The following is a 20952-nucleotide window of genomic DNA, read 5'->3' on the forward strand; positions in this document are numbered from 1 at the left end:
GCTCGGTGGCCGCGCTCGTCGGCGTGCGTAGAATGTTGGCTTTCTGTTCTTCGCGTCGGACCGGCGGCCCGAGGACATCGCAATCTGTCGAGGAACGGCCTCTGAGCGGTACGCCCATCCGACGCCGCAACGAGGAGATGCGGCGCCGGTATTTCCCCAATTCAAAGCCCGGGGGTCTTGTCGCGTAGAAGGCTTCGGTCGGGCGGGCGCTTCCGGCGCCCGCCAAAAGCGCTTCCGCTGGACCGGTTCAGAACGACACAGCGTTCCTTAACCTGGGGGCGGCCACGCCTCATGTTTGCTTTTTGTTCTTCTCGTTGGACTGTGCCGCGGCTATCATGTCATGGCCATGCTTGTCGACGCATCCCGCTTTCCCGTTGGTCTCGACATCGACTACGAGAGCCCTGAGGAGATCGAGGGCCTCCGGCGACTGCAGTTAGAGGCCAGAGAATTCGTCGAGAACGATAGCAGCAGGCCGATCTCTGACCTTGTCCTGGCGTTCGGCATAGCGCCGATCCTCGCGCTATTCTTGGTGCGTTTCGAGCGCCCCCGAAAGCCGGAAGACGCCGAGCGGTGGGCGGTCGTGGGCAATCTGCCTGCTATGCATTTCGAGACGGACGATACGCCGACGCCGGCCCTCGCGTTGCAGCTCTATTGTGCGATCGCGCAGGATTGGGCGGACAATGTCCTTGAGGGGCGAGATCTGTCGGAGAACTATCCCATCGAGGCCGCGCCAACGCGAGAACATGCTGAGATGCTGCTGGATCGCATCGACTTCATTAGGCGAGAACTCATTCCGCGGGCTGCTGTCTCGCGCCGTGACCCTCACGGAGACGTGTAGGGGCTCCATGATGTCATTCGGAAGTGCGCGTCGCGATGTGGCTGCGCAACCCGTCGGACTCAGCGATCGCCGATGCCCGTATCAAAACCGCTCAAACCGAGCGGTCGCGCTTCATCTGGGTCGCGACTTTCGCCGGGATGAGCGGGATCAACGGAGGGCTTCGAACGTCTTCAGCAGGTGCTCGTGCCGCCACTGCTCGCGGGCCTTGTCGCTCCCCGCCACGAACGCCGCGCAGGCGCCCTTGGGTTCGACGGCGCCCACCTGGCCGCGGCAGGCCGCCACCGGCTTTCGATAGACGTTGGGGTCGGTCCATAGCCCCTCGCCCGCCAGGAAGCTGTAGGCGATGCCGTTGCGCGCCGCCGTCTTCAGGTCCGCGTACGTCGCCCCCGTTTTCACCGCCAGCACGTAGTCCGCCGACAGGTCGCTGCGCAGGATGCCGGCGTCGTCGGTGGACAGCGCCACCGGCACGCCCCGCTGCCGGAACCAGGCGTAGGGATGCTCCTCCGGCTTCACGCCCAGGATCTCGCGGTTCGAGATCGGGTTGACCTCCACCAGCACGCCCTTGGCCACCATTTCCGCCGCCAGCGCCTCGGCGCCCGTCTCATGGGGCAGCGCCACCCCGTGCCCGATCCGCCGCGCGCCCGCTACCCGCACGGCGGCGCCGACGTGGTAGCTCAGGGTCTCGGGCGTCGCGACGTTCAGGCTCAGCTCGCCGGCATGCAGCGCCACGGGCGTCTTGCGGCCCCGGTCGGTCAGCAGTTCCACGATCTTCATGTGGGTGTCGTAGTGGGTCACCGCGTCCTGGCTGTCCTCGGGCGCCACCAGCTGCAGGCCGACCCAGCGCGGGTCCGCGGCCACCGTGGCGACGCCGAGCTGGAGTTGGGCCATGGTCTCCTCCGGCCGGCCCTGGCGAATGGCCTGGAAGAGGAAGCGCACCGTCACCTGGCAGCCGGGCCTGGCCTCCGCCGTCCCGCACTTCAGCACCTCGCGGGCGCGGGCCTGCATGGCGTCGGTCTGGGCGATCACCGCCGGGACCAGCGTCTCCAGCCCGGCCTCGCGCAGCCCCGCCTGCGTCGCTGGCGGATCGCCCTTCCACCCGACACGCGCGCCCAGGCTGCGCGACGGGAAGAACTGCGGCGTGACCATCAGCTCGAGGTAGAAGGTGTTCTGCCGCGCGAGGTCGCCCATCACCACCGCCAGGGCGTCGCCCTCCCGGCCCGGCTTCATGCCCATGCGGCCGAAGGACGAGAAGAACTGGTCGTGTCCGGACCGGTCCCGGAAGCCGGGGTGGCGGGTGCTGAGGCTGTCCACTACCAGCGAGCGCAGCGCCTCGTCGGCGACCACGGCCGGCGCCGGCTTGGAGTCCGGCCCTGTACACACCGGCCGGATCGCCAGTTCCCGCATGTCCACGCACAGACCGTCCTCAGCCGCCCAGTTCAGCAGGGTCTCGCCGTAGATCGCGCCGGACAGGTGGTTGTGAAGCTCGCCGCCCTTGGGGAACGCCTTCATGAAGGCGGCAAGCTCGCCGGCGGTCATCGTCGAAAGGTCGGGCGTCGCGGCGGCGGCCGGCGCGGCCACGGCGAGTGCGCCGATCAGGCCCAGCAGGATTCGTTTCATGGGGCATGAAGGCGCCCGACCTCGCTTCCCCGGTCAAGCTCCGGCTGGCGCAATGGGCGAACTGGCGCTCTGATGGCCGCGATGAGCACCGCCGCCGACCTGATCGACCGCCTGGGCCTGAGGCCCCATCCCGAGGGCGGCTGGTACCGCGAGACCTGGTGTTCGGAGGCCACGATGCCGGACGGCCGCGCTGCCGGCACCTCAATCCTGTTCCTGCTGGAGCATGGCCAGCGCTCGCACTGGCACCGGGTGGACGCCGAGGAGCTGTGGATCTTCCAGGCGGGGACCCCGCTGAAGCTGCGCACGGCAAGCGACGGCGCGATCGTCGAGACCCGCCTGGGCCCGGAGGTCGGCCAGGCGCCGCAGTATCTGGTCCGGACCCACGAATGGCAGGCGGCGGAGGCCGACGCCGGCTGGTGCCTCGTCGCGTGCGTCGTGACGCCCGGCTTCCGCTTCGAGGGCTTCCAGCTGGCCCCGCCGGGCTGGGAACCTGTCGCGAGGCGCTGAAGCCTGTCGCCCTTCTCATCGAGGATGGGAGGACGCGAAGTCACTCTTCTGCCTAGCCGTCGACTTGTCCTAACCGAACAGGGCCAGGATGTAGGGCGCCACGAAGGCGAACAGGCTGGCCACCAAGCCCGCCAGCAGGATGCGGTAGGCGTAGCCGAGGTAGAGGTACTTCTTGAACGCGAGCACCTTGCCGTTCTGGTAGATGTCGCGCGCGAAGGCCTCATAGACCGTCCTCGGATCGCCTAGCACCGTGAACAGGCGCTCCAGGAACTCCTCCTCCGGCACCTGGGTGAAGGAGCCGAAGAACAGCAGGTTGGCCGGGCCGTCGGGCCGGGGCGGCGTCTTTACCGACGGCAGCACCGCGAGGATCGCCAGGAAGGCCGAGGCGAACGCCGCGCCGCCCAGGATGAACAGGGGCAGCGGCCGGGCCACGTTGTGGATCTGACTGATCGAGACGGTGAAGATCACGAAGGTGGCGGCCAGCACCATGTTGGCCTTCTGATCGGCCATCTGGCTGAGCTGGTACTGCACCTGCTGGGCCGTCCGCAGCAGGTGGACCCCGTCGACCGCGAAGGTGGGCCGCGGTCCGGCCGCTTGGTCTTGCATCGTACTCCCCCAGAACCCCGGCATCGGACCTCAGCCCTAGCCTCTATGCCCTGAACCGCCCCTCGAAGGCGAAGCTGGAAACCGGGTTACGCGGACTCGGCGTTTCGCGCGACCGATACGGCTCCTCCAGGATGTCCTTGTCGGCCGGACGACCGACTGCGATGGCGGCCTCGACGCGGTACTGATCCTCGGGCACGTCCAGCACAGTATACGACCGGTCGAGGTCGAAGCCGGCCATGCCGTGCGCCGCCCAGCCGATCCTGTGGGCCTGCAGCGCGAGGTAGGCCCAGGCCGCGCCGGCGTCGAACGAATGGCTGTGGACCGGCGCCGGCTCCCGCCCCTCGACCCGCCGGAACCGGTCCGAGACGACGTACATCAGCACCGAGGCGTGCTTCACCCAGGCCTGGTTGTAGGGGATCAGGACATCGAACAGCCGGTCCCACGCGGCCGTCCCCTTGTGGGCGTAGACGAACCGCCAAGGCTGGCCATTGTAGGCGCTGGGCGCCCACCGCGCGGCCTCGAACAGGCTCATCAGCAGCGCATCCGGCATCGGCTCGCCGGTGAAGGCGCGCGGCGACCAGCGCTCCAGGAACATGGGATCGACGTCGTGGTCCGCCGACCGCCCGTTGGCCTCGGGACCGGCCACCTACGCCTTCCCGATGTGGGCGATGGAGGCGATCTCGACCAGGAAGTCCGGCCGCACCAGACCGCACTGGATGCAGAACCGCGCGGGCTTATCGCCCGGAAAATACTCGGCATAGACCTTGTTGATGGCCGCGTAGTCCGCCCAGTCCTTCAGGAAGATGTGGTTCATGGTCACGTCGTCCATGGTCCCACCGGCCGTCTCGATGACGGACTTGATCGTCTCCAGCACCTGCCGCGTCTGGGCCGCCGCATCGCCGACGTGGGCGACGTTGTTGTCCTTGTCGAAAGCCAGGGTCCCGGAGACGTAGACCACGCCGTCTGCGAGCGTGCCGGGCGAGAAGGGCGCGATGGGCGTGCCGGTCCCCGGCGGGGTGATGACGGTCTTGGGCATCTGTCTTCCTCTTACGCTCGGGGCGGGGCCTGGCCGATGGCGCCGCAGAAGTCGGCGGTGTTCGACACCCAGCCGAAGAATTTCTCGACGTTGTAGATCGTGGCCTCCTGCAGGAAGGCCGGCCCTGCCTGGTGGGTCGCATCCTCCAGCAGCACGCCGAAGTACTCCCGGTGATAGCCGTCACGCAGGGTGCTTTCCACGCAGACGTTGGTGGCGATGCCGCAGAACGCCAGGCTGCGGATGCCGCGCGCCCGCAGCATCGAGTCCAGGGCGGTGTTGTAGAAGGCGGAGTACCGCGGCTTCTCGATGACGATGTCGCCGGCCTGCGGCTGCAGACGATCGACCAGGGCGTAGTCCCAGGTCCCCTTGGCCAGCAGCTTGCCCTCAAGCTCGGGCCGCTCACGCATGGTCTTCAGCGCGTTCGACTTCCACCAGTTGGGCGAGCCGGGGCCACCCGCCTCGACGTAGCCGGGGTCCCAGCCGTTCTGGAAGAACACCACCTGCACCCCGGCCTGGCGCGCCGTCTCGACCAGCATCGCGATCCGGTCGATCACCGCCGCCGCGCCGCCGATGTCGAACCCGGCGATGTCAAGATAACCGCCCGGCGAGGCATAGGCGTTCTGTATGTCCACCACGATCAGCGCGGTGGCCTGCGGATCGATCGGCAGGTTCTCAGGGCGCGCCGGCAGGGTGACCGCGCCATCGATGGGAATGGTCGGCCTAGGCTGCGACATGCTTGCGGCTCTTCATCAGCGGCTGGATCTTGGAGCCGAAGTCCTCGACGCCCTGCACGAAGTCGTCGAACACCAGAAGGACGCCGGCCGTCCCGGGCACCTCCGCCACCTCGTCCAGCATCCGGGCCACGCTCTCATACGAGCCGACCAGCGTGCCCATGTTCAGGTTCACCGCCGACTCCGGTGCGGCGAGCTGGGTGGTGTTGGTATTGGTCGTACCGCCCGCCGCGGCATTGGGCGCCGCCTGATTGGTCAGCCAGGCCAGGGCCTCATGGTCGGCGCCATCGCGGTAGAGCTGCCACTTGGCCAGGGCGGCTTCGTCCGTCTCATCGGCGATGATCATGAAGAGGATATAGGCGGCCACGTCGCGGCCGGTCTTCGCCTTGGCCGCCTCCAGCCGCTTGTTCACCGAGGCGAAAGCCACCGGCGTGTTCGTCCCCTTGCCCAGGGCGAAGCTGTAGTCCGCATACTCGGCGGTGAAGGCCAGGCCCTCGTCGGACGAACCGGCGCAGATGATCTTCACGCCGGCGGTCGGCTTCGGGCTGACCCGGCAGTCGTTCATGGTCAGATACTTGCCCTTGAAGTCCGAGACGCCGGTCTCCATCAGGCCCTTCAGCACCGTCGCGTATTCGGCGAGGTAGTTGTAGCGGTCCGAGTAGTGGCTCTCGCCGGGCCACAGGCCCATCTGGTCGTACTCGGCCTTCTGCCAGCCGGTGACCAGGTTGATCCCGAACCGCCCCGGCGCGATGGAATCGATGGTCGAGGCCATCCGCGCCACGATCGCCGGCGGCATGGTCAGCGTCGCCGCCGTCGCGAAGATGTTGATCTTCGAGGTCACCGCCGCGAGGCCGGCCATCAGGGTGAAGCTCTCGAGGTTGTGCTCCCAGAACTGCGTCTTGCCGCCGAAGCCCCGCAGCTTGATCATCGAGAGCGCGAAGTCGAAGCCATACGCTTCAGCGCTTTGGACGATCCGCTTGTTGAGCTCGAAGCTCGGCATGTACTGCGGCGAGGTCTCCGAGATGAGCCAGCCGTTGTTGCCGATCGGAATGAAGACGCCGATGTCCATGGGCCCCGCCCCCTCTGCACGGCCGTCCAGTTGGCGCCCGTCGGCCCAGCGGCGCAAGCGACTCTAGGCCAAATCCTGGCCATCCGCCGGCGGCGGTTCCGGAATGTCCTCATAGGGGCGCAGGCCACCCGCCAACAGGCAGTTCCAGACCTCTTCCGCGGTCTCGGCGAAACGGAAGAGGTCGAGGTCGGCCTTGGCCACCATCCCCGCCGCGACCAGGGCGTCGAAGTTCACGATCGAGCGCCAGTAGCCCTCGTCGAACAGGACGATCGGCATGGGCGGCGACTTGTCCGTCTGGCGCAGGGTCAGGATCTCGAACAGCTCGTCCAGCGTGCCGAACCCGCCGGGGAACACCACCAGGGCGCTGGCCCGCATGGCGAAGTGCATCTTGCGCATCGCGAAATAGTGGAAGCGGAAGGTGAGCTCGGGGGTGGAGTAGCTGTTCGGGTACTGCTCGTGCGGCAGGGTGATGTTCAAGCCGACCGAGGGCGCGCCTACGTCCATCGCGCCGCGGTTGGCCGCCTCCATGATGCCGGGGCCGCCGCCGGTGCAGATCACATTGAACCGCTCGCCCTTCGCCGACAGGTGCGCCCCGCCGCGCTTTGAGGCGATGGCCGCGAACTCACGGGCGGCGGCGTACCAGCGGGGATGCGGCTCGGGCCCGTCCTCGCGGATCCGCGCCGAGCCGAAGACGACGATGGTGGAGCGGACGCTCCAGTTGCGCAGCGCCTCGTCGACCTTGGCGAACTCCAGCAGGAACCGAACCCCGCGCATGGAGGGGCCCATGATGAAGTCCGGGTCCAGGGACGCCAGTCGGTAGGTCGGCGAGGCCATCTGCGGCGCGGCCGGATGGGGGGATTGAGTCTCGGTCATCCCGTCAGTCTAGGCGGATCAGGCCGACTTCGTCAGGGCGCGTGCGATCACCTGGGCGAATGCATCGGCTACAGGCGGGATCAGGGGCGGCGAGACGCAGCTGAGGTCGTCGCCGCGGGCGTGGTGGAAGCGGTGGGCCCCGAAGATCCCCATCACGGGGTCGTAGCCGGCGGCGAGGATGCTGGCGAGCTCCCCGGCGGCGCGCCGGGGGTCGGCAGGATAGGTCTGCTCCAGGCCCGGCTGACCAGCGAAGGCGGCCTTGCAGGCGTCGAGCAGCGGCGGGCTGGCCAGCAGGAACCGCTGGGGGTCGGCGCTGGGCAGCGGCCCGAGTTGGGCGCCCCGCTCGTGCCAGTCCCGGGCGGCGACATTGGCCCCGAGGTGGACCCAGAGGGCGGTGGCCGCCGGCTTGGGCGCCGCGTGGGCTATATAGGTCTCGCCCCCTGCGTATTCATACTCGTGGCCGCTAGTTGCGACCAGGGCCAGGTTCACGGGCAGCTTGGACCTGGCGGCCCAGGCGGCGAGCTGGAGCCAGGCGGCCAGGCCGCTGCCGCGTTCCCCCACGCAGCCGAACCAGCCCGAGCGGGGCGTGGATAGGACGAGTGTTTTGGGTGCGCCGCGACCTAGGGTTGCGGTGACGTTGAAGGCGGGGCGGCGGAAGGCGCGGCCGGGGATGCGCAGGGTGGCGGCGGCGCCTCGGGCGGCGGCTTCGACGAAGGGGTCGGCGTCGCGTGGGGCCAGGACGGCGACGGGCACGTCGAACAGCGGCTTGTCGACCGGAGTGTTGAGCGCCAGGGCCTGGCCGGTGGGGCCGGTGGTGACGAGGACCACGGCCTTGGCGCCGGCGTCCGTCGCCGCCTTCACCCGCCGCTCGACCTCGCCCTTGGCCGTGGACCAGCGGGCGTAGGGCAGCACCAGGAGCGCGATCTCGCCGGCGCCGCGGCCGGGGACGAACAGGCGGCCCGTCAGCCCCGGCGTCGGCTGGACGATGGCCTGCGGGATCAGGACCGCCTGGGCGCCTTCGACGGACAGGCTGGGCGCCTCGCCCTCATAGGCCGGCACGTCGAACGGCTGGCGCTCGCACCGGTAGCCCAGGGCCTTGAGCTCGTCCTCGATCCAGGCGCCGCAGGCGATGTCGCCCGGCCCGCCGGACGCCTTGTCGCCGAACCCGGCGTAGCGCTCGAGCACGCGGCGCGCCTCCGCCTCGGAACCGACGGCGCTGGCCGGCGCGGCGGTCACGGGCCCGGCGGCCAGCAGGGTCGCGCCGGCGCCGAGGATGGCGCGGCGGGAGGCGGAGAGCGGGGCGTTCGGATCCATCCGGCGAGGCTAGCGGAGGCCGTCGACCGGCGCGATGGGCGTCGGCGGGCCACAGCGCTTGGCCTTGGCATAGCCATCGCCCGCGGGGTCGATCCGCCCGGGCAGGTCGCAGAGCTCTCTCGCGGCGACGGCATCGCCCGTCAGATAGGCGCGCCAGAACCGGATGGTCTCGGCCTTGACGATCTCCATCTGCGGCGGGTCGGTGGGCTTCAGCACGCCGCCCGTGCCGCGCCGCCCGCCGAACAGGCCGTGGTCGGCGCCGTCCAGCACGATCAGGAACTGGTCCGGGCCCTGGATCGCCTGGAAGGGCGTGGTCCGTTCGAACGGGGTCTTCTCCAGGTCGAAGGGCGTCACGTCCGCCGTGCCGGTGAAATGCAGCATCGGGGTCTTCACGGCCGCGAAGGCCGCCTTGGGATCGTCGCCCCGGGGCTTGTTCGGGCTGTAGGCGACGGCGGCCCGTATCCGCTGTTCGGCGAACCGGGTCTGCGGCGTGGCGCCCGGGACCCGTTGGCCGACGGCCACGAGCGTAGACAGGGCACCGTAGGAATGGCCGGACATGCCGATGCGGCTCATGTCGGCCTTGGCCGCCAGCCGCGGGTCGCGCGCGATCTGGTCCAGGGCGAAGGGCAGGTCGCCGTAGCGCGCCTGGGCCACCTGCGGATTGATCGCCGCGCCGCCTGCGGCGACCACGCCCGCCGTGGTAGGCCGGCCGCCGGCCAGGATGCCCGTGTCGGAGCCGGCGTGCTGCAGGCAGACCACCAGAAAGCCCGCCTCGGCCACCGCCTGCAGGAGGAAGACCGACGCCTCCCGGCTCCCGCCCAGGCCATGGCTGTGCACCACCACGGGAAACGGGCCGTCGCCCTGGGGGACGTAGGCCTTGAACGGCACGACACGGCCGCCGCGGGCCGGATCGGTCCACTCTCCATAGACCACCTGGACCGCCGAGGCCGGCGCGACGGCCGGCGCAGGCTGGGCGACCGCGGCGGCGGGCGCGAAGCCCGCCAGCGCGGCCAGGGCCAGGAAGGCTGCGCCGCGCCGGCTCATTCGCTTACCAGGAGTAGCGGAGCTGGGCGCCGTAGGTCCGCGGCATGTTCCAGCGCCGGGTCGTGGCCGCGTTGAACACGATATAGGACTCATCGCCCACGTTGTTCGAATAGACCGCGAACTCCCAGCCGTTCTTCTGCAGGCCGGCCCGGACGTCGAAGATCTGGTAGTCGTTCAGCTCCGGCGTCTGAGCGATCTCCTGCACGCCGCCCCAGCGGCCGGTCCCCTTGATGTTGAAGAAGCCGACGTAGTCGTCGCGCAGGTCGCGGCGGTAGTTGAGGTTGAACGTGCCGGTCCAGTCGGGACGCTGCGGCCCCTTCTTGCCCTCGTCGGGACCCGAGGTGATCTTGCCGCCCTGGCGCGAGCCGCCGAGGGTCAGGCGGGCCGTGCCGCCCAGCACCTCGGCCGCGCCGGTCAGCTCGGCCTCCAGGCCCCAGAGCTCGGCCTTGCCGGCGTTGTAGACGAACGGCGTCGCCTGGACCGGGCAGACGGTCGAGCCCACCGCGCAGCCGTTGTCGGTCTGGACCAGGAGGTCCTTCACATTGGTCTGGTAGGCGGACAGGCTGAGGAACACCCGCGGCGCCAGATTGCCCTTCAGGCCGACCTCGTAGGCGGTCGCCTTCTCGTCGTCGAAGGTGGACGGAATAGACCGCGGCTGGCGCGGATCGCCGAGCGCCAGGTTGAAGCCGCCGGCGCGGTAGGCGGTGCCGATCTTGCCGTAGGCCAGCCAGCCCGCGAGCTTGTAGGCGGCGGTGACGTTGTACGAGAAATCGCTCGTCTCGCGCCCCGTGTCGATGTCGAAGCCCACGCCCGACGGACGGCCGGTGCCGAAGTCGAGGCGCGTGGACAGCAGGTCCTTGTCGTCGCGGGTGTAGCGGCCTTCGGCCGTGACGTTGAAGGCTTCGGTCAGGTCGTAGCCCACCGAGCCGTAAGCGGCCCAGGAGACGAAGTCGAGGCGGCTGACCCCCACCGTGCCGAACGAGCGGCCGTTGGCGGCGGTCGGCGGGCCGGCCAGGGTGTTCTGGTACTTGTCGTTGAGGTCGTAGTACTCGAACCCAGCCAGCCAGCTGAAGCCCGCCGTCTTCTCGCCGACCAGGTGGACGTCCTGAAACAGCACGCGGGCATAGTCATTCTGCGAGCCGCCCAGGTCCGCGCTGGTCTGCACCTGACCCGGCGCCACCAGGCCAGCCGCCGCGACGCGCGCCTGGAACGAGGGCGAGGTGGCGTCGCGGTCGTAGGCGTTCTGCGAGCGGCGCTCGCGCAGCGCCGTGGTGGAGGTGAGGGTCGCGAAACCGAAGTCGTACTCCAGCACCAGCTCGGCGTAGTTCACCTGTTGCTTGGCGGAGGACGGGTGGTTCCACTCGATGTCGTACTTGTCCTGGAAAACGCCGCGCGGGTAGACCGCGCTCGTGCCCGCAGGGATCACCAGCTGGTACATCAGGCCGGGCAGCTGGTCGCGGCCGTGCTCCAACAGCAGGTTGGCGCTGAACGGCCCGTTCTCGTAGCGGACCTGACCGCGATAGATCTCGGACTCCTGGCGGTCGAAGTACTCGTCCCGCACCGGATTGTAGAAGAAGCCCTTGCGCTGCTTCATCAGGTTGGCGCCCAGGCGCACCGACCAGTTGTCGTTGATCGGCTGGTTCCAGACGAGCTGGCCTTCGTAGCGGGCGTTGTTGCCGCCATCGAGGACGAAGAAGCCCTCCTGGCGCTGAGTCGGCCGCGCGGAGACGACGTTGATCGAGCCGCCCACGGCGTTGCGCCCGTTCAACGCCCCTTGCACCCCGCGCAACACCTCGATGGTGCGCACGTCGAAGAAGTCGGTCTTGGAGAAGGTGCGGCCGCCCACGTAGCCGCCGCCGATGTAGACGCCGTTCCGGTAGAGGCCCACGGCCGCGTCGGCCGCCGTCGCCCGGCTGGTGCCCGACCCGCGGATCGAGATCTCGGAGGTCACCGGGTTGGAGGTGTTGGCGAAGTTGACCGCCGGCACGTTGGAGAGCAGCGCCTGGGTGTTGGCGATGCCGCCCATCGCCTGGATCTGCTCGGCGCCCAGCGCGGTGCCCGCCGCGGGGATCTCGCGCAGGCTCTCCTCGCGCTTGCGGGCCGTGACCAGCACCTCGTCCAGTTCCGGCGCGGCCGCCGCCGTGGTCTGGGCGTAGGCCGGGGCGCCGACGGCGCAGCAGATGGCGGCGATGGATGCGCTTTTGAGGATGTGGCGCTTCATCATGTTTTCCCCCTCGTCCCGCATGTCTCTCGGTGTGTTACCGGGCGGTGACAGTGAGGCGTGAAGCTAGCGACAGACCCTTCGCATTTCCAATGCCTGCAAGGCTTGGAGCCATAGCGCCGTGTCCGCTTGACGATGCGGAACGTGCTCGCAGAGTGGGATCATGACCGTCGACCGCAGACGCTGGATGGCCGGCGCAGGCGCATCCATCCTGGCCCCCGCGGTGGCCGAAGCCGCCGGAGCGACGCGGATGTACGACTACCTGTTTCTCGACCTCGAGGCGCCGGCCGGAACGCCGCCGGCGAAGGCCTACGCCGATCAGGTGCGCGCCCGCGCGGCGGGGATCGCCGCGGCGGGCGGCCAGGTGCTGGGGCTGTTCACGCCGCAGCTCGGCTGGCGGTCGCGGCAGGCGGCGCTGCTCGCGGGCTGGCGGCCGGATGCGCCGGGGCGCGAGGTGGAGATGAACGCGCTCGCCAAGCTGGACGGCGTGGGCAAGGCCGAGCGCCACCGCCTGGCCGCCACCGCCCGCCCCGCCGCGGGTGACGTCCCCAGGTCCGGCGGCGTCTACGTCCATCGCTGGTTCGTCATCGGCGCGGGCAGCCTGGACGAGGTGGTGGCGCTCTCCACCGAGGGCTGGCGCGACTTCGAGGCCCGGTTCGACACCAACATCTTCGGCCTGTTCGCCGCCGAGCGGACGGCCGCGGACGAGGCGGCGGGCGCCACGCGCCTCTTGCTGATCACCCGCTACAAGGACCACGGCGTCTGGGAGACCTCCCGCGATCCCTCCACCGCCGCCATGGCCGCCTTCATGCGCCGCCAGAAACTCACGCGCGACACCTGGGCGGCGAGCACCCTGCTGACCAGCCTTTAGGGGTCGGTGCGGGTCGTCGGCACGCGAGGCTGAGCGGATCCGCTGGTGCTGGCTTGCGGACGGGGCGCGTTTGCCGGCAGGTTCAACGCCGATGCCGATCCACTATCCCATCAACGCAAGCACGCCGATCCAGGCGAGTCGTAGCGATCTCGTCGCGTTTCGGTGGCGTAGCAACGGCATTTCCGCGGATTTCGTCATTCCCGCTGATGAGTCACGGTTGCTGCGCGTATCATTCGACCGTCAGTGCATCGTCCGGCTGCTCGACGAGATGCCGCTCAGCACAGAAGAGGACGACGGACCGAACGAGGGTCTCGTGGCGGACCACTTCGCATATCGGATCGAAGGTTCAAGGTTCGCGCGCACTCAATCCAGCGCGTGGAAAGAGACGATGGGGCCTGTCTCCCACTATCAGTTCATCACCGGGTGGGGTTGTATGGACGTGCTTAGCGGCGGCGAGCCATCCTTCGCCGTTGTGGCGCGCGAGGTGCTCTGAGGCGGGCGCCGTCTCGCGTCCTCTCCCCCGCGAAGCGAGAGGGGAGAGGGTAGGGAGAGGGGCGACGCAGGCGGAGCCGCTTGCACGATGGCTCAGCCATGACCCACCCTCGGCCCATGGCGACGTTCCGGACGCTCAAGGACACCACCCCGCGAGATCGCGCCCGAGCCATGCGCCGCGAGGACACCACGGCCGAAGCGCGGCTCTGGAACGCCCTGCGCGCCCGTCGTCTCGGCGGCTGGCGCTGGCGGCGTCAGGTTCCGAAGGGACCGTTCATCGTCGACTTCCTCTGCGTCGAAGCCGGCCTCGTCGTCGAACTGGACGGCGGCCAGCATGCGGAGCAGGTGGCCTACGACGCCGACCGCACCGCCTATCTCGAAGGCCTCGGGCTTCGGGTGATCCGCTTCTGGAACTCCGCGGTGCTGACCAATCGCGAGGGGGTTTGCGACACCATCCTCGACGCGTGCGGCGGGGACCATCCGTCTGTGGGTTCTGGCTGAACCTGAAGCGGCGGCGGTCAGGCCTGCGCCGCCCCTCTCCCTACCCTCTCCCCTCTCGCTTCGCGGGGGGCGAGGAGAAGCTTCGCTGGAGCGGCCTTGACTGCCATCCGCCCGCGCCAGCCGTCCACGCCATCCGCCCACGAAAAAGGGCCCCGGAAGGGACCCTTCAGACGTTGCGATCTTGCGGGGGCTGCGGGGCCGGTCAGGCGCCGACGCCCACCACGCCGACGGCCGCGAAGGCGACCACCAGGCTGAACATCGCCGTCGTCAGGACGGCGGGGGCCGCTCTCTGCACGAGGCGCTGGAGGATCGGGAAGGTCATGACACACACACCTTGAGTTCTGGGGGACCCCGTGGGGAGCGGGGCGTCCGTCTGGACAGGCTCTTGATAGCAGAGGCGCCGACCCGGACCGATCGGCGAGTTCGCGGAGTCGCTATGCGTTTTTGGTGCAGGCCGGATGGCGGCGACAGGGCCGGCACGCCGCCCCTTCCGAAATCGGGCCGCTCCGCGCATGATGGGCGCTGGTCCGGCCCGCGCCGGGCGCGTCGCTGCCCGTGGGGGTCCGTCCATGTTGTCCGTCGTCCTGGCCACCGCGATGCTGCACGCCGGCGCCGTGCGGGAGACGACGTCGCCCAAGGGCGTCATGGCCCCGGTGACCAGCATCCCCGGTGAGCCCCCCTACGGCCTCGTCGAAGGCCGCTACGTGATCAAGGGCGACCTGGTCTGCTTCCGCGACCCCATCGTGGGCTCGAAGATCCCGACCCGCCGCTGCATGAGCCGCGAGACCTTCGCCCAGCGACGGCAGGACTCGAAGGACCACCTCGACGCCGTCCAGCGCGACTCCCGGGTCCAGACCGGCTTCTGAGCCGGCCTGGATTTCCGCCGGAGCCCTCAGGCCGCCTGCAGCCGCTGGCCGCCGCCGGTCAGGTAGTCCAGCTTGCCCAGCGGCACGCCCTGCTGGCGCAGCAGGGCGTAGGCCATCACCACATGGAAGTGGAGGTTCGGCAGCGAGAACTGCAGCAGGAAGTCGCGCGCCGTGAAGGTGAAGGTCTGACTCGGGGTCTTGAGCTCGATGATGCGGTTCTCGTCGCCGTCGTCGATCGCGGCCCGGTCCACCGACTCCACGAAGGCGAGGGTCTTGGCCACGCGATCCTTGACCTCGGCCCAGGTGGTCTCGGTGTCGGGCATGCTGGGCGGAGCGATCCCGGCCAGCCGCGCCGCGCCGCCCTTGGCCGCGTCGCTGGCCAGCTGGATCTGATTGGTCAGCGGATGCATGTCCGGCGCGATCCGGGCGGCCAGATAGGCCTGGGGGTCGGCGCCGTTCGCCTTCGCGTGCGCCTCGGCCTTGTCCAGCAGGGCGGCGAGCGTCTTCAGCATGTTCACATAGCCGGGGATCGAGGCGTCGTAGAGCGACAGGGCCATCAGGGACTCCAAAGCGAAGGTTGAAGGCGCTGAGATGGGCGCGCGCCGCTGTCCCGGTAAGCCGGCCGACGGATCGATTTTTTCTAACGCCGGCGCATCGTACGGCCGCGCTGCGTGTTGTGGTCCCATGACCTATGCGAACGCGCTCTTCCGCCTGAACCTGTCGATGATGCAGCTCGGGGCCGAGGCCGCGACGGTCATGACCCTGCGCACCCTCAAGCTGGCCGCCGGCGGCGCCGCCGCCACGGCCGAGGCCGAGCGGATGGTGGCCGAGAAGCTGCTCGTCGCCGCCGAAGCCCAGGGCAAGGCCTGGATCGACGCCGTGACCGGCGCCTCGCACCTGACGCCCCGCCGCACGGTCGCCCTCTACCGCCGCAAGGTGCGCGCCAACCGCCGCCGCCTGTCGGCCTGAACCCGCCCGACCCGTCCACGACCCGCGAGGCCGCTTGGCGCCCAAGACCGAAGACCCCGTCGCTCCCGTCTTCGACACCCTCGGCATGGCGCTGTCGGGCGATCCGGTGATGCTGCGCAGCCTGGCGGCCACGCTGGGCGCCTTCTCCATGCGCCTCATCGCGGCGTTGCTGATCCTGGCGGTGACGCTGTGGCTGGCCAAGCGCCTGGGCCGCGTGGCCGAGCGCGCCCTGACCCGCCTGCCGCACCATCGCCAGCCCGCCGATGGGACGCTGGCGACCTTCGTCTCCACACTGGTGAAGTACGTAGTGGTGGCCATCGGCCTGGTGGCCGTGCTGCAGCAGCTGGGCGTCCAGGCCACCTCCGTGCTGGCGGTCCTGGGCGCCGCGTCCCTCGCCATCGGCCTGGCGCTGCAGGGCACGCTGGGCAACGTCGCCGCCGGGGTGATGATCCTCCTGCTCCGCCCGTACCGCGCCGGCGACCGGGTCGAGCTCAACGGCCGCCAGGGCCGGGTCACCGGGATGGACCTCTTCAACACCAAGATCGTCGACTACGACGGCCTCACCCTCTACCTGCCCAACGGCAAGGTGTTCGGCGACATGATCGTCAACATCAGCCAGGCCGGCCGCCGCCGCATCGAGCTCACCTTCGGCGTCGACTACGAGGACGACCTGGACCTGGCCCTCGACACCATGCTGGAGGTCGCCCGGGCCGAGCCGCGGGTGATGCAGACCCCCGAGCCCTGGGCCAAGGTCACCGCCTCGGCCGACAGCGCCATGAACGTCACCCTCCGCTGCTGGACCACGCCCGACGACTGGATGGACACCCGCTTCGACCTGCTGAAGGCGATCAAGGAGGCCTTCGACCGCGTGGGCATCATGATCCCCTACCCGCACCAGGTGGAGATGTGCCGCGAGGACTTCAGACCGAAGAAACCGCCTGCGCAGCCCCTCGAATCCGACGCGCCTTCCGCTTAGGCTCGCGCCGCCGCCGAAGGAGGTCCGCCCATGCTCTACGCGATCCTGGCCTATCACGAGGAGGGCGTGATCCAGGCCCTTACCGAGGCCGAGGACGACGCCCTGATGGCCGACCTTCACCGGGTGCACGGCAAGCTGACGGCCGAGGGCCGCCTGGGCCCCTCCGCCCGCCTGGGCGCCACGGAACTGGCGGCCACCGTCAGCGGGCCGGGCCGGGGCTTCGTCACCGACGGCCCGTTCGCCGAGACCAAGGAGCACCTGCTGGGCTTCTACGTCATCCAGGCCGAAACCCGCGAGGCGGCGATCGAGGCGGCTCGCGACCTCAAGGCCGCCAATCCCAGCGCCAGCTACGAGATCCGGCCCATCGTCCTTTACCTGCCCAACGTTCCGCTCGCCGCCGCCGACGCGGGGCTTTCGCTGGTCCGGCCCTAGAGCCTTTCTGGTTCAGATGGAATCATCTGAACCAGAAAGGCTCTAGATCAAAAGTTTAGAGCGCGTCGGACGGGTTAACCGGCGTCCACTTAACCCTGACGCGCTCTAGGACCCCGCCTCGGCCCGCGCCAGCGCTTCGTTCAGCGCCGCCAGCTCGCCGCGGATGCGGGTCACCGCCGCCAGGTCGAGGCCCGAGGCCGCCAGCAGCTGCGCCGGCACCGCGCAGGCCGGCCCTTCCAGCGCCCGGCCCCTGTCGGTCAGCCGCAGCCGCACCACCCGCTCGTCCAGCGGGTCCCGCGCGCGGTCGACGAGCCCCATGGCCTGCAGGCGCTTCAAGAGCGGCGTCAGGGTGTTGGACTCCAGCCCCAGCCGCGCGCCCAGCTCGCCCACCGTGCGGTCGTCCGCCTCCCACAGGGCCACCATCGCCAGATACTGCGGATAGGTCAGGCCCAGCCGGTCCAGCAGCGGCCGGTACAGCCGGTTGAAGGCGTGCCCGGCGGAATAGACGGCGAAGCACAGGAAGTCGTCCAGGTTCAGCGGCGGGTCGGACGGGGTGCGGGTCATGCGCGCAAATATAAATCGCGCACGATCCTATCGCAATGGATTGACAGCCGCGGCCCGGCGCCTATTTGTGTCGCACACGATCTAATCGTTCACGCCATCAACCAAGGAGCTTTCCCATGTCGACCCCCAGCCCCGTCCAGGTCCTCTACCGCACCGCCGCCCGCGCCACCGGCGGCCGCGACGGCCAGGCCGCCACCCTCGACGGCAGCCTCTCGGTCGCCCTGGCCACGCCGAAGGAGCTCGGCGGCGGGGGCGGCGCGGGGAACAATCCGGAACAGCTCTTCGCGGCCGGCTATGCGGCCTGCTTCATCGGCGCCATGAAGTTCGTGGCCAGCCAGGGCGGCCCCAAGGTTCCGGCCGATGCGGCGGTCACCGCCCATGTGGGCATCGGCCCCCGCGCGGCGGGCGGTTTCGGCCTCGACATCGCGCTGGAGGTCGCCCTCCCCGGCCTCGACCGCGCCGCAGCCGAAGACCTGGTCGCCAAGGCCCACCAGGTCTGCCCCTACTCCAACGCCACCCGCGGCAACGTCGACGTGAAGCTCAGCGTCGCCTGAGCAACGCACGGAAAGGCCTCCTCCCCCAGGGGAGGAGGCGCGCCCGCTACGGCGCGAAGCTGGAGCGGCCCTGGATGCCCCAGCGGCCGTCCTGGCGGGTGACGATGTAGATGCTGTCGAAGCCGCCGATCACCGAGCCGTCCTTGCGGAAGCGGCTGAAGCGGGTGTCGATGTGCACCTTGTCGGCGCCGGCGTGGATGACGTCGCGCCGCTGCCAGGCCGAGTGGTCCCAGTCGGCGAGCGCGCCGGTGGTGAACATCTCGGGCTTGTGGAAGCCCGGGTTGATCACGGTCACCTTGCCCGAGGCGAAGCGCACGTGCGGGAAGTTGAAGGTGGCCTCGAAGGCGGCCAGGTCGCGGGCGTTGAAGGCGGCCATGAAGGCGTCGAGGCGGCCCTGGGCGGCGGCGATCTCGGCGGCGAACTTCGCGTGCTCGGGCTTCACCGGCGGCGCGGCCACCGAGGCGCCGAGGGCGGGCGAGCCCGCCGCGAGCGATGCGCCGGCGACCCCGGCGGCGATGATGGCGTCCCTGCGACTGACCATGGCGATGCTTCCTCGGTTCTTGTTCTGGTTCATGGCGTCAGGCCCTCGGTGTCGAAGGGCCACTCCTGTTCGGGCGAATCCAGGTTCAGCAGCTCGGCGGCGTTGTGGCGCCAGGCGCGCATCATCTGGCCGCACCAGCGGATGAAGAGCTCATCCCGGCTGGGGTCGCCGCGCTCGACCCAGTAGACGAGCGCGTCGTTGCAGAACGAGATCATCGGCTCCAGCGCCAGCTCCAGCAGCGCCGGCCGCTGGCCCCGGGGCGGCGGCGGCTCGGGATACCAGAGCAGGCCCCGGAGCCGCTGGCCGGTGCGCCGCCGCAGGGCCGCGTGGGCCGCCTGATAGGCCGGGTTCTGGCCGCTGTGCCGGACCAGAAGGATGAAGCCGTCGTGGAACGAGCGGGCGGCCGCCAGCGACTTGCGCATGCCGCCGCCGTAGCCGCGCCACGGCTTGCCGTCCTGGTTGTTCAGCCGGCGCAGGGTCTCGGCGAAGATCCCCTGGATCAGGGCGTCCTTCGACGGGAAGCGCCGGTACAACACCACCTTCGTCACCCCCGCCGCCGCGGCCACCTGCTCCATGGTGGCGCCGGCCAGGCCGTGCTGGCGGAAGACCGCCGCGGCCACCCGCATGAACGCCTCCCGCCGTTCGGCTTCGCGGGCCGTGCGCACGGCCGCGTTGGGTTCGGCGTCGTCGGTGGCGTCGGCGAGGGTCCGGGTCATGGGCTCAGTCGTAGATCTTCAGGAGGTGGCCGTCCTGCTTCTTCACCGACTGGCGCATGCTGGTCCACTGGGGCGGCACATTGTCCTTGTCCCAGGCCTTCAGCTTGGCCTGGAGGCGGGCGACCACGCCGGGGTTCGCCGTGGCGACGTTCGCCTTCTCGCCCAGGTCGCCCTTGAGGTCGTACAGCATCACGTGCTGCCCGAGCGGCGAGACCACGGCGTGCGTGCCGTCGGGCGTGATGTTGGCGGCGGTGGTGGCGGCGTCGGACGGATCGGCCTTGTTGACCTCCCACAGCTTCCAGTTTCCGTCGCGGATCGCGAAGTTGGGGCCGGCCCGCCAATAGACGGTGGGGTTGGGCGCGGCCGGGTTCCCGCCGGTGACGAAGGGCATCAGGTTCACCCCGTCGGTCCCCTTGGGCAGGTTGGCGCCCGCCAAGGCCGCGGCGGTGGGCACGATGTCGAGGCTGGAGACCATGCGGTCGTCCACCTGGCCGCCCGGGATGCGGCCCGGCCAGGCGACGATGTAGGGAACGCGGACCCCGCCCTCGAGGTGCGTGCCCTTGTGCCCGTTGAGCGGGGCGTTGGAGCACGCCGCCCCGATGTAGGGCGCGCAGCCGTTGTCGGAGAGGAAGACGATGAGCGTGTTCTTCTCCAGTCCCTCGGCCTTCAGCTTGGCGCGGATGGCGCCCACGCCGTCGTCCAGGGACGAGACCATGGCGGCATAGATCCGCTGGCCGCGGTCGGGCACGTGGCGATAGCGGTCGAGGTACTTCTTGGTGGCCTGCAGCGGCGTGTGGGGCGTGGTGTAGGCCAGGTAGAGGAAGAACGGCTTGTCCTTGTTGGAGCCGATGAAGCGCACCGCCTCGTCGGTGAAGGCGTCGGTGAGGTACTCCTTGACCTCCACCACCTCCTTGCCGCGCCGGACCGTCGCGATGCTGCGCAGGTAGGCCATCCGCTCGTCGTCGGTGGCGGTGGCCGGCAGGGGATCCTTGAGGGTGGCGCGGAACGAGGCGGCGGCGCCCGGCGGGGTATAGGTGTCATCGCCGGGCTGGCTCTGGGTGTAGAAGGCGGTCGCGCCGGCGGTGATGCCGAAGAACTCATCGAAGCCGCGGTCGGTGGGCTGGTAGCCCTCGGCTTCCCCCAGGTGCCACTTGCCGATCATGCCGGTGCGGTAGCCGGCAGTCTTCAGGATGTTGCCCATGAAGGGCTCGGCCAGGGAGACGCCGCCCCGCCGGTCGCGGCCCACCGGATTGAACTCCCAGCCGAACCGCTGCTGGTAGCGGCCGGTCAGGATCGCCGCCCGCGACGGCGCGCAGACCGGATGGGTCACGTAGCCGGCGGTGAAGCGCACGCCGTCGGCCGCCAGGGCGTCGATGTTCGGCGTCTTGATGACGTTCGAGCCGTAGGCCGAGGTGTCGCCATAGCCCAGGTCGTCGGCGACGATGACGATGATGTTCGGCCGGGGCGCCGCCCGCACCGGATCCACGGCCGTGGCCGGCGGCGCGCTGGCCGCGGCGGCCAGGGACAGGGTCACGGCGAGGATCAGGGGGGCGCGTTTCATGCGTGGGCTCCTTGGTCGGCCCGGACGCTAGCCGGATCGTGCGGTCCGATCTG

Annotated in this window: 25 protein-coding genes; 10 read left to right on the forward strand and 15 right to left on the reverse strand. The window is 69.8% G+C overall.

Features of this window, described 5'->3' with window-relative positions:
• Window positions 1-340 precede the first annotated feature (340 nt).
• The gene (locus AX721_RS19690) at window positions 341-838 is read left to right on the forward strand and encodes a hypothetical protein (RefSeq protein WP_068877675.1); all 498 of its coding nucleotides are present in this window, start codon (window positions 341-343) and stop codon (window positions 836-838) included.
• A gap of 147 nt (window positions 839-985) precedes the next feature.
• Here the strand turns inward: AX721_RS19690 and AX721_RS19695 are convergent, their stop codons facing one another.
• Window positions 986-2455, reverse strand: coding sequence for a hypothetical protein (locus tag AX721_RS19695; RefSeq protein ID WP_068877676.1), 1470 nt, complete (start codon window positions 2453-2455; stop codon window positions 986-988).
• A gap of 72 nt (window positions 2456-2527) precedes the next feature.
• Between AX721_RS19695 and AX721_RS19700 the strand changes: the two genes are divergently transcribed.
• Window positions 2528-2962, forward strand: a complete 435-nt coding sequence (locus AX721_RS19700; RefSeq protein ID WP_068877677.1) for a cupin domain-containing protein — start codon at window positions 2528-2530, stop codon at window positions 2960-2962.
• A gap of 69 nt (window positions 2963-3031) precedes the next feature.
• On the opposite strand, the gene AX721_RS19705 is transcribed toward AX721_RS19700, so the two are convergent.
• From AX721_RS19705 to AX721_RS19745, 9 genes are all read right to left on the reverse strand, one after another.
• Window positions 3032-3568 carry a Pycsar system effector family protein gene (locus AX721_RS19705; RefSeq protein ID WP_068877678.1) on the reverse strand — a complete coding sequence of 179 codons (537 nt, stop codon included), beginning with the start codon at window positions 3566-3568 and terminating at the stop codon, window positions 3032-3034.
• Window positions 3569-3611: 43 nt separating this feature from the next.
• Entirely contained in the window at window positions 3612-4214 is a 603-nt protein-coding gene (locus AX721_RS19710; RefSeq protein WP_197422653.1) for a nitroreductase family protein, read from the reverse strand.
• On the reverse strand, window positions 4215-4604 hold the full coding sequence (gene rutC / locus AX721_RS19715; RefSeq protein ID WP_068877679.1) for a pyrimidine utilization protein C: 390 nt from the start codon (window positions 4602-4604) through the stop codon (window positions 4215-4217).
• A gap of 11 nt (window positions 4605-4615) precedes the next feature.
• Window positions 4616-5338: a pyrimidine utilization protein B gene (gene rutB, locus AX721_RS19720; RefSeq protein ID WP_068877680.1), complete on the reverse strand. Its 723-nt coding sequence runs from the start codon at window positions 5336-5338 to the stop codon at window positions 4616-4618.
• Entirely contained in the window at window positions 5325-6404 is a 1080-nt protein-coding gene (rutA, locus tag AX721_RS19725) for a pyrimidine utilization protein A (protein WP_068877681.1), read from the reverse strand. Before rutA ends, rutB begins: the two co-directional genes overlap by 14 nt.
• Before the next feature lie 63 nt (window positions 6405-6467).
• The gene (locus AX721_RS19730) at window positions 6468-7277 is read right to left on the reverse strand and encodes a TIGR00730 family Rossman fold protein (RefSeq protein WP_068877682.1); all 810 of its coding nucleotides are present in this window, start codon (window positions 7275-7277) and stop codon (window positions 6468-6470) included.
• Window positions 7278-7295: 18 nt separating this feature from the next.
• A complete protein-coding gene (locus AX721_RS19735) occupies window positions 7296-8591 on the reverse strand; it encodes a hypothetical protein (protein WP_068877683.1) in 1296 nt (431 codons plus the stop codon).
• 9 nt (window positions 8592-8600) lie between these two features.
• On the reverse strand, window positions 8601-9635 hold the full coding sequence (locus AX721_RS19740) for a hypothetical protein (RefSeq protein WP_068877684.1): 1035 nt from the start codon (window positions 9633-9635) through the stop codon (window positions 8601-8603).
• A 4-nt stretch (window positions 9636-9639) separates the two neighbouring features.
• Window positions 9640-11859 carry a TonB-dependent receptor gene (locus AX721_RS19745; protein ID WP_197422654.1) on the reverse strand — a complete coding sequence of 740 codons (2220 nt, stop codon included), beginning with the start codon at window positions 11857-11859 and terminating at the stop codon, window positions 9640-9642.
• A gap of 160 nt (window positions 11860-12019) precedes the next feature.
• On the opposite strand from AX721_RS19745, the gene AX721_RS19750 reads away from it, so the two are divergent.
• The 4 genes from AX721_RS19750 to AX721_RS19765 all read left to right on the forward strand — a co-directional run bounded on the left by AX721_RS19750 (window position 12020) and on the right by AX721_RS19765 (window position 14586).
• Window positions 12020-12727, forward strand: coding sequence for a hypothetical protein (locus AX721_RS19750; RefSeq protein ID WP_068877686.1), 708 nt, complete (start codon window positions 12020-12022; stop codon window positions 12725-12727).
• A gap of 91 nt (window positions 12728-12818) precedes the next feature.
• Complete coding sequence (locus tag AX721_RS28095; RefSeq protein WP_068877687.1) at window positions 12819-13220, forward strand: hypothetical protein; 402 nt, start codon at window positions 12819-12821, stop codon at window positions 13218-13220.
• 98 nt (window positions 13221-13318) lie between these two features.
• Window positions 13319-13720, forward strand: a complete 402-nt coding sequence (locus tag AX721_RS19760) for an endonuclease domain-containing protein (protein WP_231733470.1) — start codon at window positions 13319-13321, stop codon at window positions 13718-13720.
• Window positions 13721-14289: 569 nt separating this feature from the next.
• Window positions 14290-14586 carry a hypothetical protein gene (locus AX721_RS19765; protein ID WP_068877689.1) on the forward strand — a complete coding sequence of 99 codons (297 nt, stop codon included), beginning with the start codon at window positions 14290-14292 and terminating at the stop codon, window positions 14584-14586.
• 26 nt (window positions 14587-14612) lie between these two features.
• On the opposite strand, the gene AX721_RS19770 is transcribed toward AX721_RS19765, so the two are convergent.
• Window positions 14613-15143, reverse strand: coding sequence for a DUF1993 family protein (locus tag AX721_RS19770; RefSeq protein ID WP_068877690.1), 531 nt, complete (start codon window positions 15141-15143; stop codon window positions 14613-14615).
• A gap of 127 nt (window positions 15144-15270) precedes the next feature.
• Here AX721_RS19770 and AX721_RS19775 point away from each other — a divergent pair, with 127 nt between their 5' ends.
• Genes AX721_RS19775 through AX721_RS19785 form a run of 3 tightly spaced genes read left to right on the forward strand, consistent with a single transcriptional unit; the run spans window position 15271 to window position 16963 of the window.
• Window positions 15271-15555 carry a hypothetical protein gene (locus AX721_RS19775; RefSeq protein WP_068877691.1) on the forward strand — a complete coding sequence of 95 codons (285 nt, stop codon included), beginning with the start codon at window positions 15271-15273 and terminating at the stop codon, window positions 15553-15555.
• A gap of 34 nt (window positions 15556-15589) precedes the next feature.
• Window positions 15590-16531, forward strand: coding sequence for a mechanosensitive ion channel family protein (locus AX721_RS19780; RefSeq protein WP_068877692.1), 942 nt, complete (start codon window positions 15590-15592; stop codon window positions 16529-16531).
• Between the two features lie 30 nt (window positions 16532-16561).
• A complete protein-coding gene (locus AX721_RS19785; RefSeq protein WP_068877693.1) occupies window positions 16562-16963 on the forward strand; it encodes a YciI family protein in 402 nt (133 codons plus the stop codon).
• Window positions 16964-17068: 105 nt separating this feature from the next.
• Here AX721_RS19785 and AX721_RS19790 read toward each other — a convergent pair whose 3' ends face one another.
• Window positions 17069-17527 (reverse strand): MarR family winged helix-turn-helix transcriptional regulator, encoded by a 459-nt coding sequence (locus tag AX721_RS19790; RefSeq protein WP_068877694.1) that lies wholly within the window; start codon window positions 17525-17527, stop codon window positions 17069-17071.
• Window positions 17528-17643: 116 nt separating this feature from the next.
• Between AX721_RS19790 and AX721_RS19795 the strand changes: the two genes are divergently transcribed.
• Window positions 17644-18081: an organic hydroperoxide resistance protein gene (locus AX721_RS19795; protein WP_068877695.1), complete on the forward strand. Its 438-nt coding sequence runs from the start codon at window positions 17644-17646 to the stop codon at window positions 18079-18081.
• A gap of 46 nt (window positions 18082-18127) precedes the next feature.
• Here the strand turns inward: AX721_RS19795 and AX721_RS19800 are convergent, their stop codons facing one another.
• From AX721_RS19800 to AX721_RS19810, 3 genes are read right to left on the reverse strand one after another with little or no spacing between them, the layout of a single operon-like run.
• Entirely contained in the window at window positions 18128-18622 is a 495-nt protein-coding gene (locus AX721_RS19800; protein ID WP_156467277.1) for a hypothetical protein, read from the reverse strand.
• A 29-nt stretch (window positions 18623-18651) separates the two neighbouring features.
• Complete coding sequence (locus AX721_RS19805) at window positions 18652-19338, reverse strand: TetR/AcrR family transcriptional regulator (RefSeq protein WP_068877697.1); 687 nt, start codon at window positions 19336-19338, stop codon at window positions 18652-18654.
• Between the two features lie 4 nt (window positions 19339-19342).
• Window positions 19343-20899 (reverse strand): sulfatase, encoded by a 1557-nt coding sequence (locus tag AX721_RS19810; protein ID WP_068877698.1) that lies wholly within the window; start codon window positions 20897-20899, stop codon window positions 19343-19345.
• Window positions 20900-20952 lie beyond the last annotated feature (53 nt).

The sequence above is a fragment of the Phenylobacterium sp. CCH9-H3 genome, assembly GCF_001557235.1.
Lineage (GTDB): Bacteria > Pseudomonadota > Alphaproteobacteria > Caulobacterales > Caulobacteraceae > Phenylobacterium.

Excerpts from the sequence above, each read along its gene's own strand:
- AX721_RS19690 (WP_068877675.1), top strand. The coding sequence starts at position 341 with ATGGCCATGCTTGTCGACGCATCCCGCTTTCCCGTTGGTCTCGACATC.
- AX721_RS19695 (WP_068877676.1), bottom strand. The coding sequence starts at position 2,455 with ATGAAACGAATCCTGCTGGGCCTGATCGGCGCACTCGCCGTGGCCGCG.
- AX721_RS19700 (WP_068877677.1), top strand. The coding sequence starts at position 2,528 with ATGGCCGCGATGAGCACCGCCGCCGACCTGATCGACCGCCTGGGCCTG.
- AX721_RS19705 (WP_068877678.1), bottom strand. The coding sequence starts at position 3,568 with ATGCAAGACCAAGCGGCCGGACCGCGGCCCACCTTCGCGGTCGACGGG.
- rutC (WP_068877679.1), bottom strand. The coding sequence starts at position 4,604 with ATGCCCAAGACCGTCATCACCCCGCCGGGGACCGGCACGCCCATCGCG.
- rutB (WP_068877680.1), bottom strand. The coding sequence starts at position 5,338 with ATGTCGCAGCCTAGGCCGACCATTCCCATCGATGGCGCGGTCACCCTG.
- rutA (WP_068877681.1), bottom strand. The coding sequence starts at position 6,404 with ATGGACATCGGCGTCTTCATTCCGATCGGCAACAACGGCTGGCTCATC.
- AX721_RS19730 (WP_068877682.1), bottom strand. The coding sequence starts at position 7,277 with ATGACCGAGACTCAATCCCCCCATCCGGCCGCGCCGCAGATGGCCTCG.
- AX721_RS19735 (WP_068877683.1), bottom strand. The coding sequence starts at position 8,591 with ATGGATCCGAACGCCCCGCTCTCCGCCTCCCGCCGCGCCATCCTCGGC.
- AX721_RS19740 (WP_068877684.1), bottom strand. The coding sequence starts at position 9,635 with ATGAGCCGGCGCGGCGCAGCCTTCCTGGCCCTGGCCGCGCTGGCGGGC.
- AX721_RS19745 (WP_197422654.1), bottom strand. The coding sequence starts at position 11,859 with ATGATGAAGCGCCACATCCTCAAAAGCGCATCCATCGCCGCCATCTGC.
- AX721_RS19750 (WP_068877686.1), top strand. The coding sequence starts at position 12,020 with ATGACCGTCGACCGCAGACGCTGGATGGCCGGCGCAGGCGCATCCATC.
- AX721_RS28095 (WP_068877687.1), top strand. The coding sequence starts at position 12,819 with ATGCCGATCCACTATCCCATCAACGCAAGCACGCCGATCCAGGCGAGT.
- AX721_RS19760 (WP_231733470.1), top strand. The coding sequence starts at position 13,319 with ATGACCCACCCTCGGCCCATGGCGACGTTCCGGACGCTCAAGGACACC.
- AX721_RS19765 (WP_068877689.1), top strand. The coding sequence starts at position 14,290 with ATGTTGTCCGTCGTCCTGGCCACCGCGATGCTGCACGCCGGCGCCGTG.
- AX721_RS19770 (WP_068877690.1), bottom strand. The coding sequence starts at position 15,143 with ATGGCCCTGTCGCTCTACGACGCCTCGATCCCCGGCTATGTGAACATG.
- AX721_RS19775 (WP_068877691.1), top strand. The coding sequence starts at position 15,271 with ATGACCTATGCGAACGCGCTCTTCCGCCTGAACCTGTCGATGATGCAG.
- AX721_RS19785 (WP_068877693.1), top strand. The coding sequence starts at position 16,562 with ATGCTCTACGCGATCCTGGCCTATCACGAGGAGGGCGTGATCCAGGCC.
- AX721_RS19790 (WP_068877694.1), bottom strand. The coding sequence starts at position 17,527 with ATGACCCGCACCCCGTCCGACCCGCCGCTGAACCTGGACGACTTCCTG.
- AX721_RS19795 (WP_068877695.1), top strand. The coding sequence starts at position 17,644 with ATGTCGACCCCCAGCCCCGTCCAGGTCCTCTACCGCACCGCCGCCCGC.
- AX721_RS19800 (WP_156467277.1), bottom strand. The coding sequence starts at position 18,622 with ATGGTCAGTCGCAGGGACGCCATCATCGCCGCCGGGGTCGCCGGCGCA.
- AX721_RS19805 (WP_068877697.1), bottom strand. The coding sequence starts at position 19,338 with ATGACCCGGACCCTCGCCGACGCCACCGACGACGCCGAACCCAACGCG.
- AX721_RS19810 (WP_068877698.1), bottom strand. The coding sequence starts at position 20,899 with ATGAAACGCGCCCCCCTGATCCTCGCCGTGACCCTGTCCCTGGCCGCC.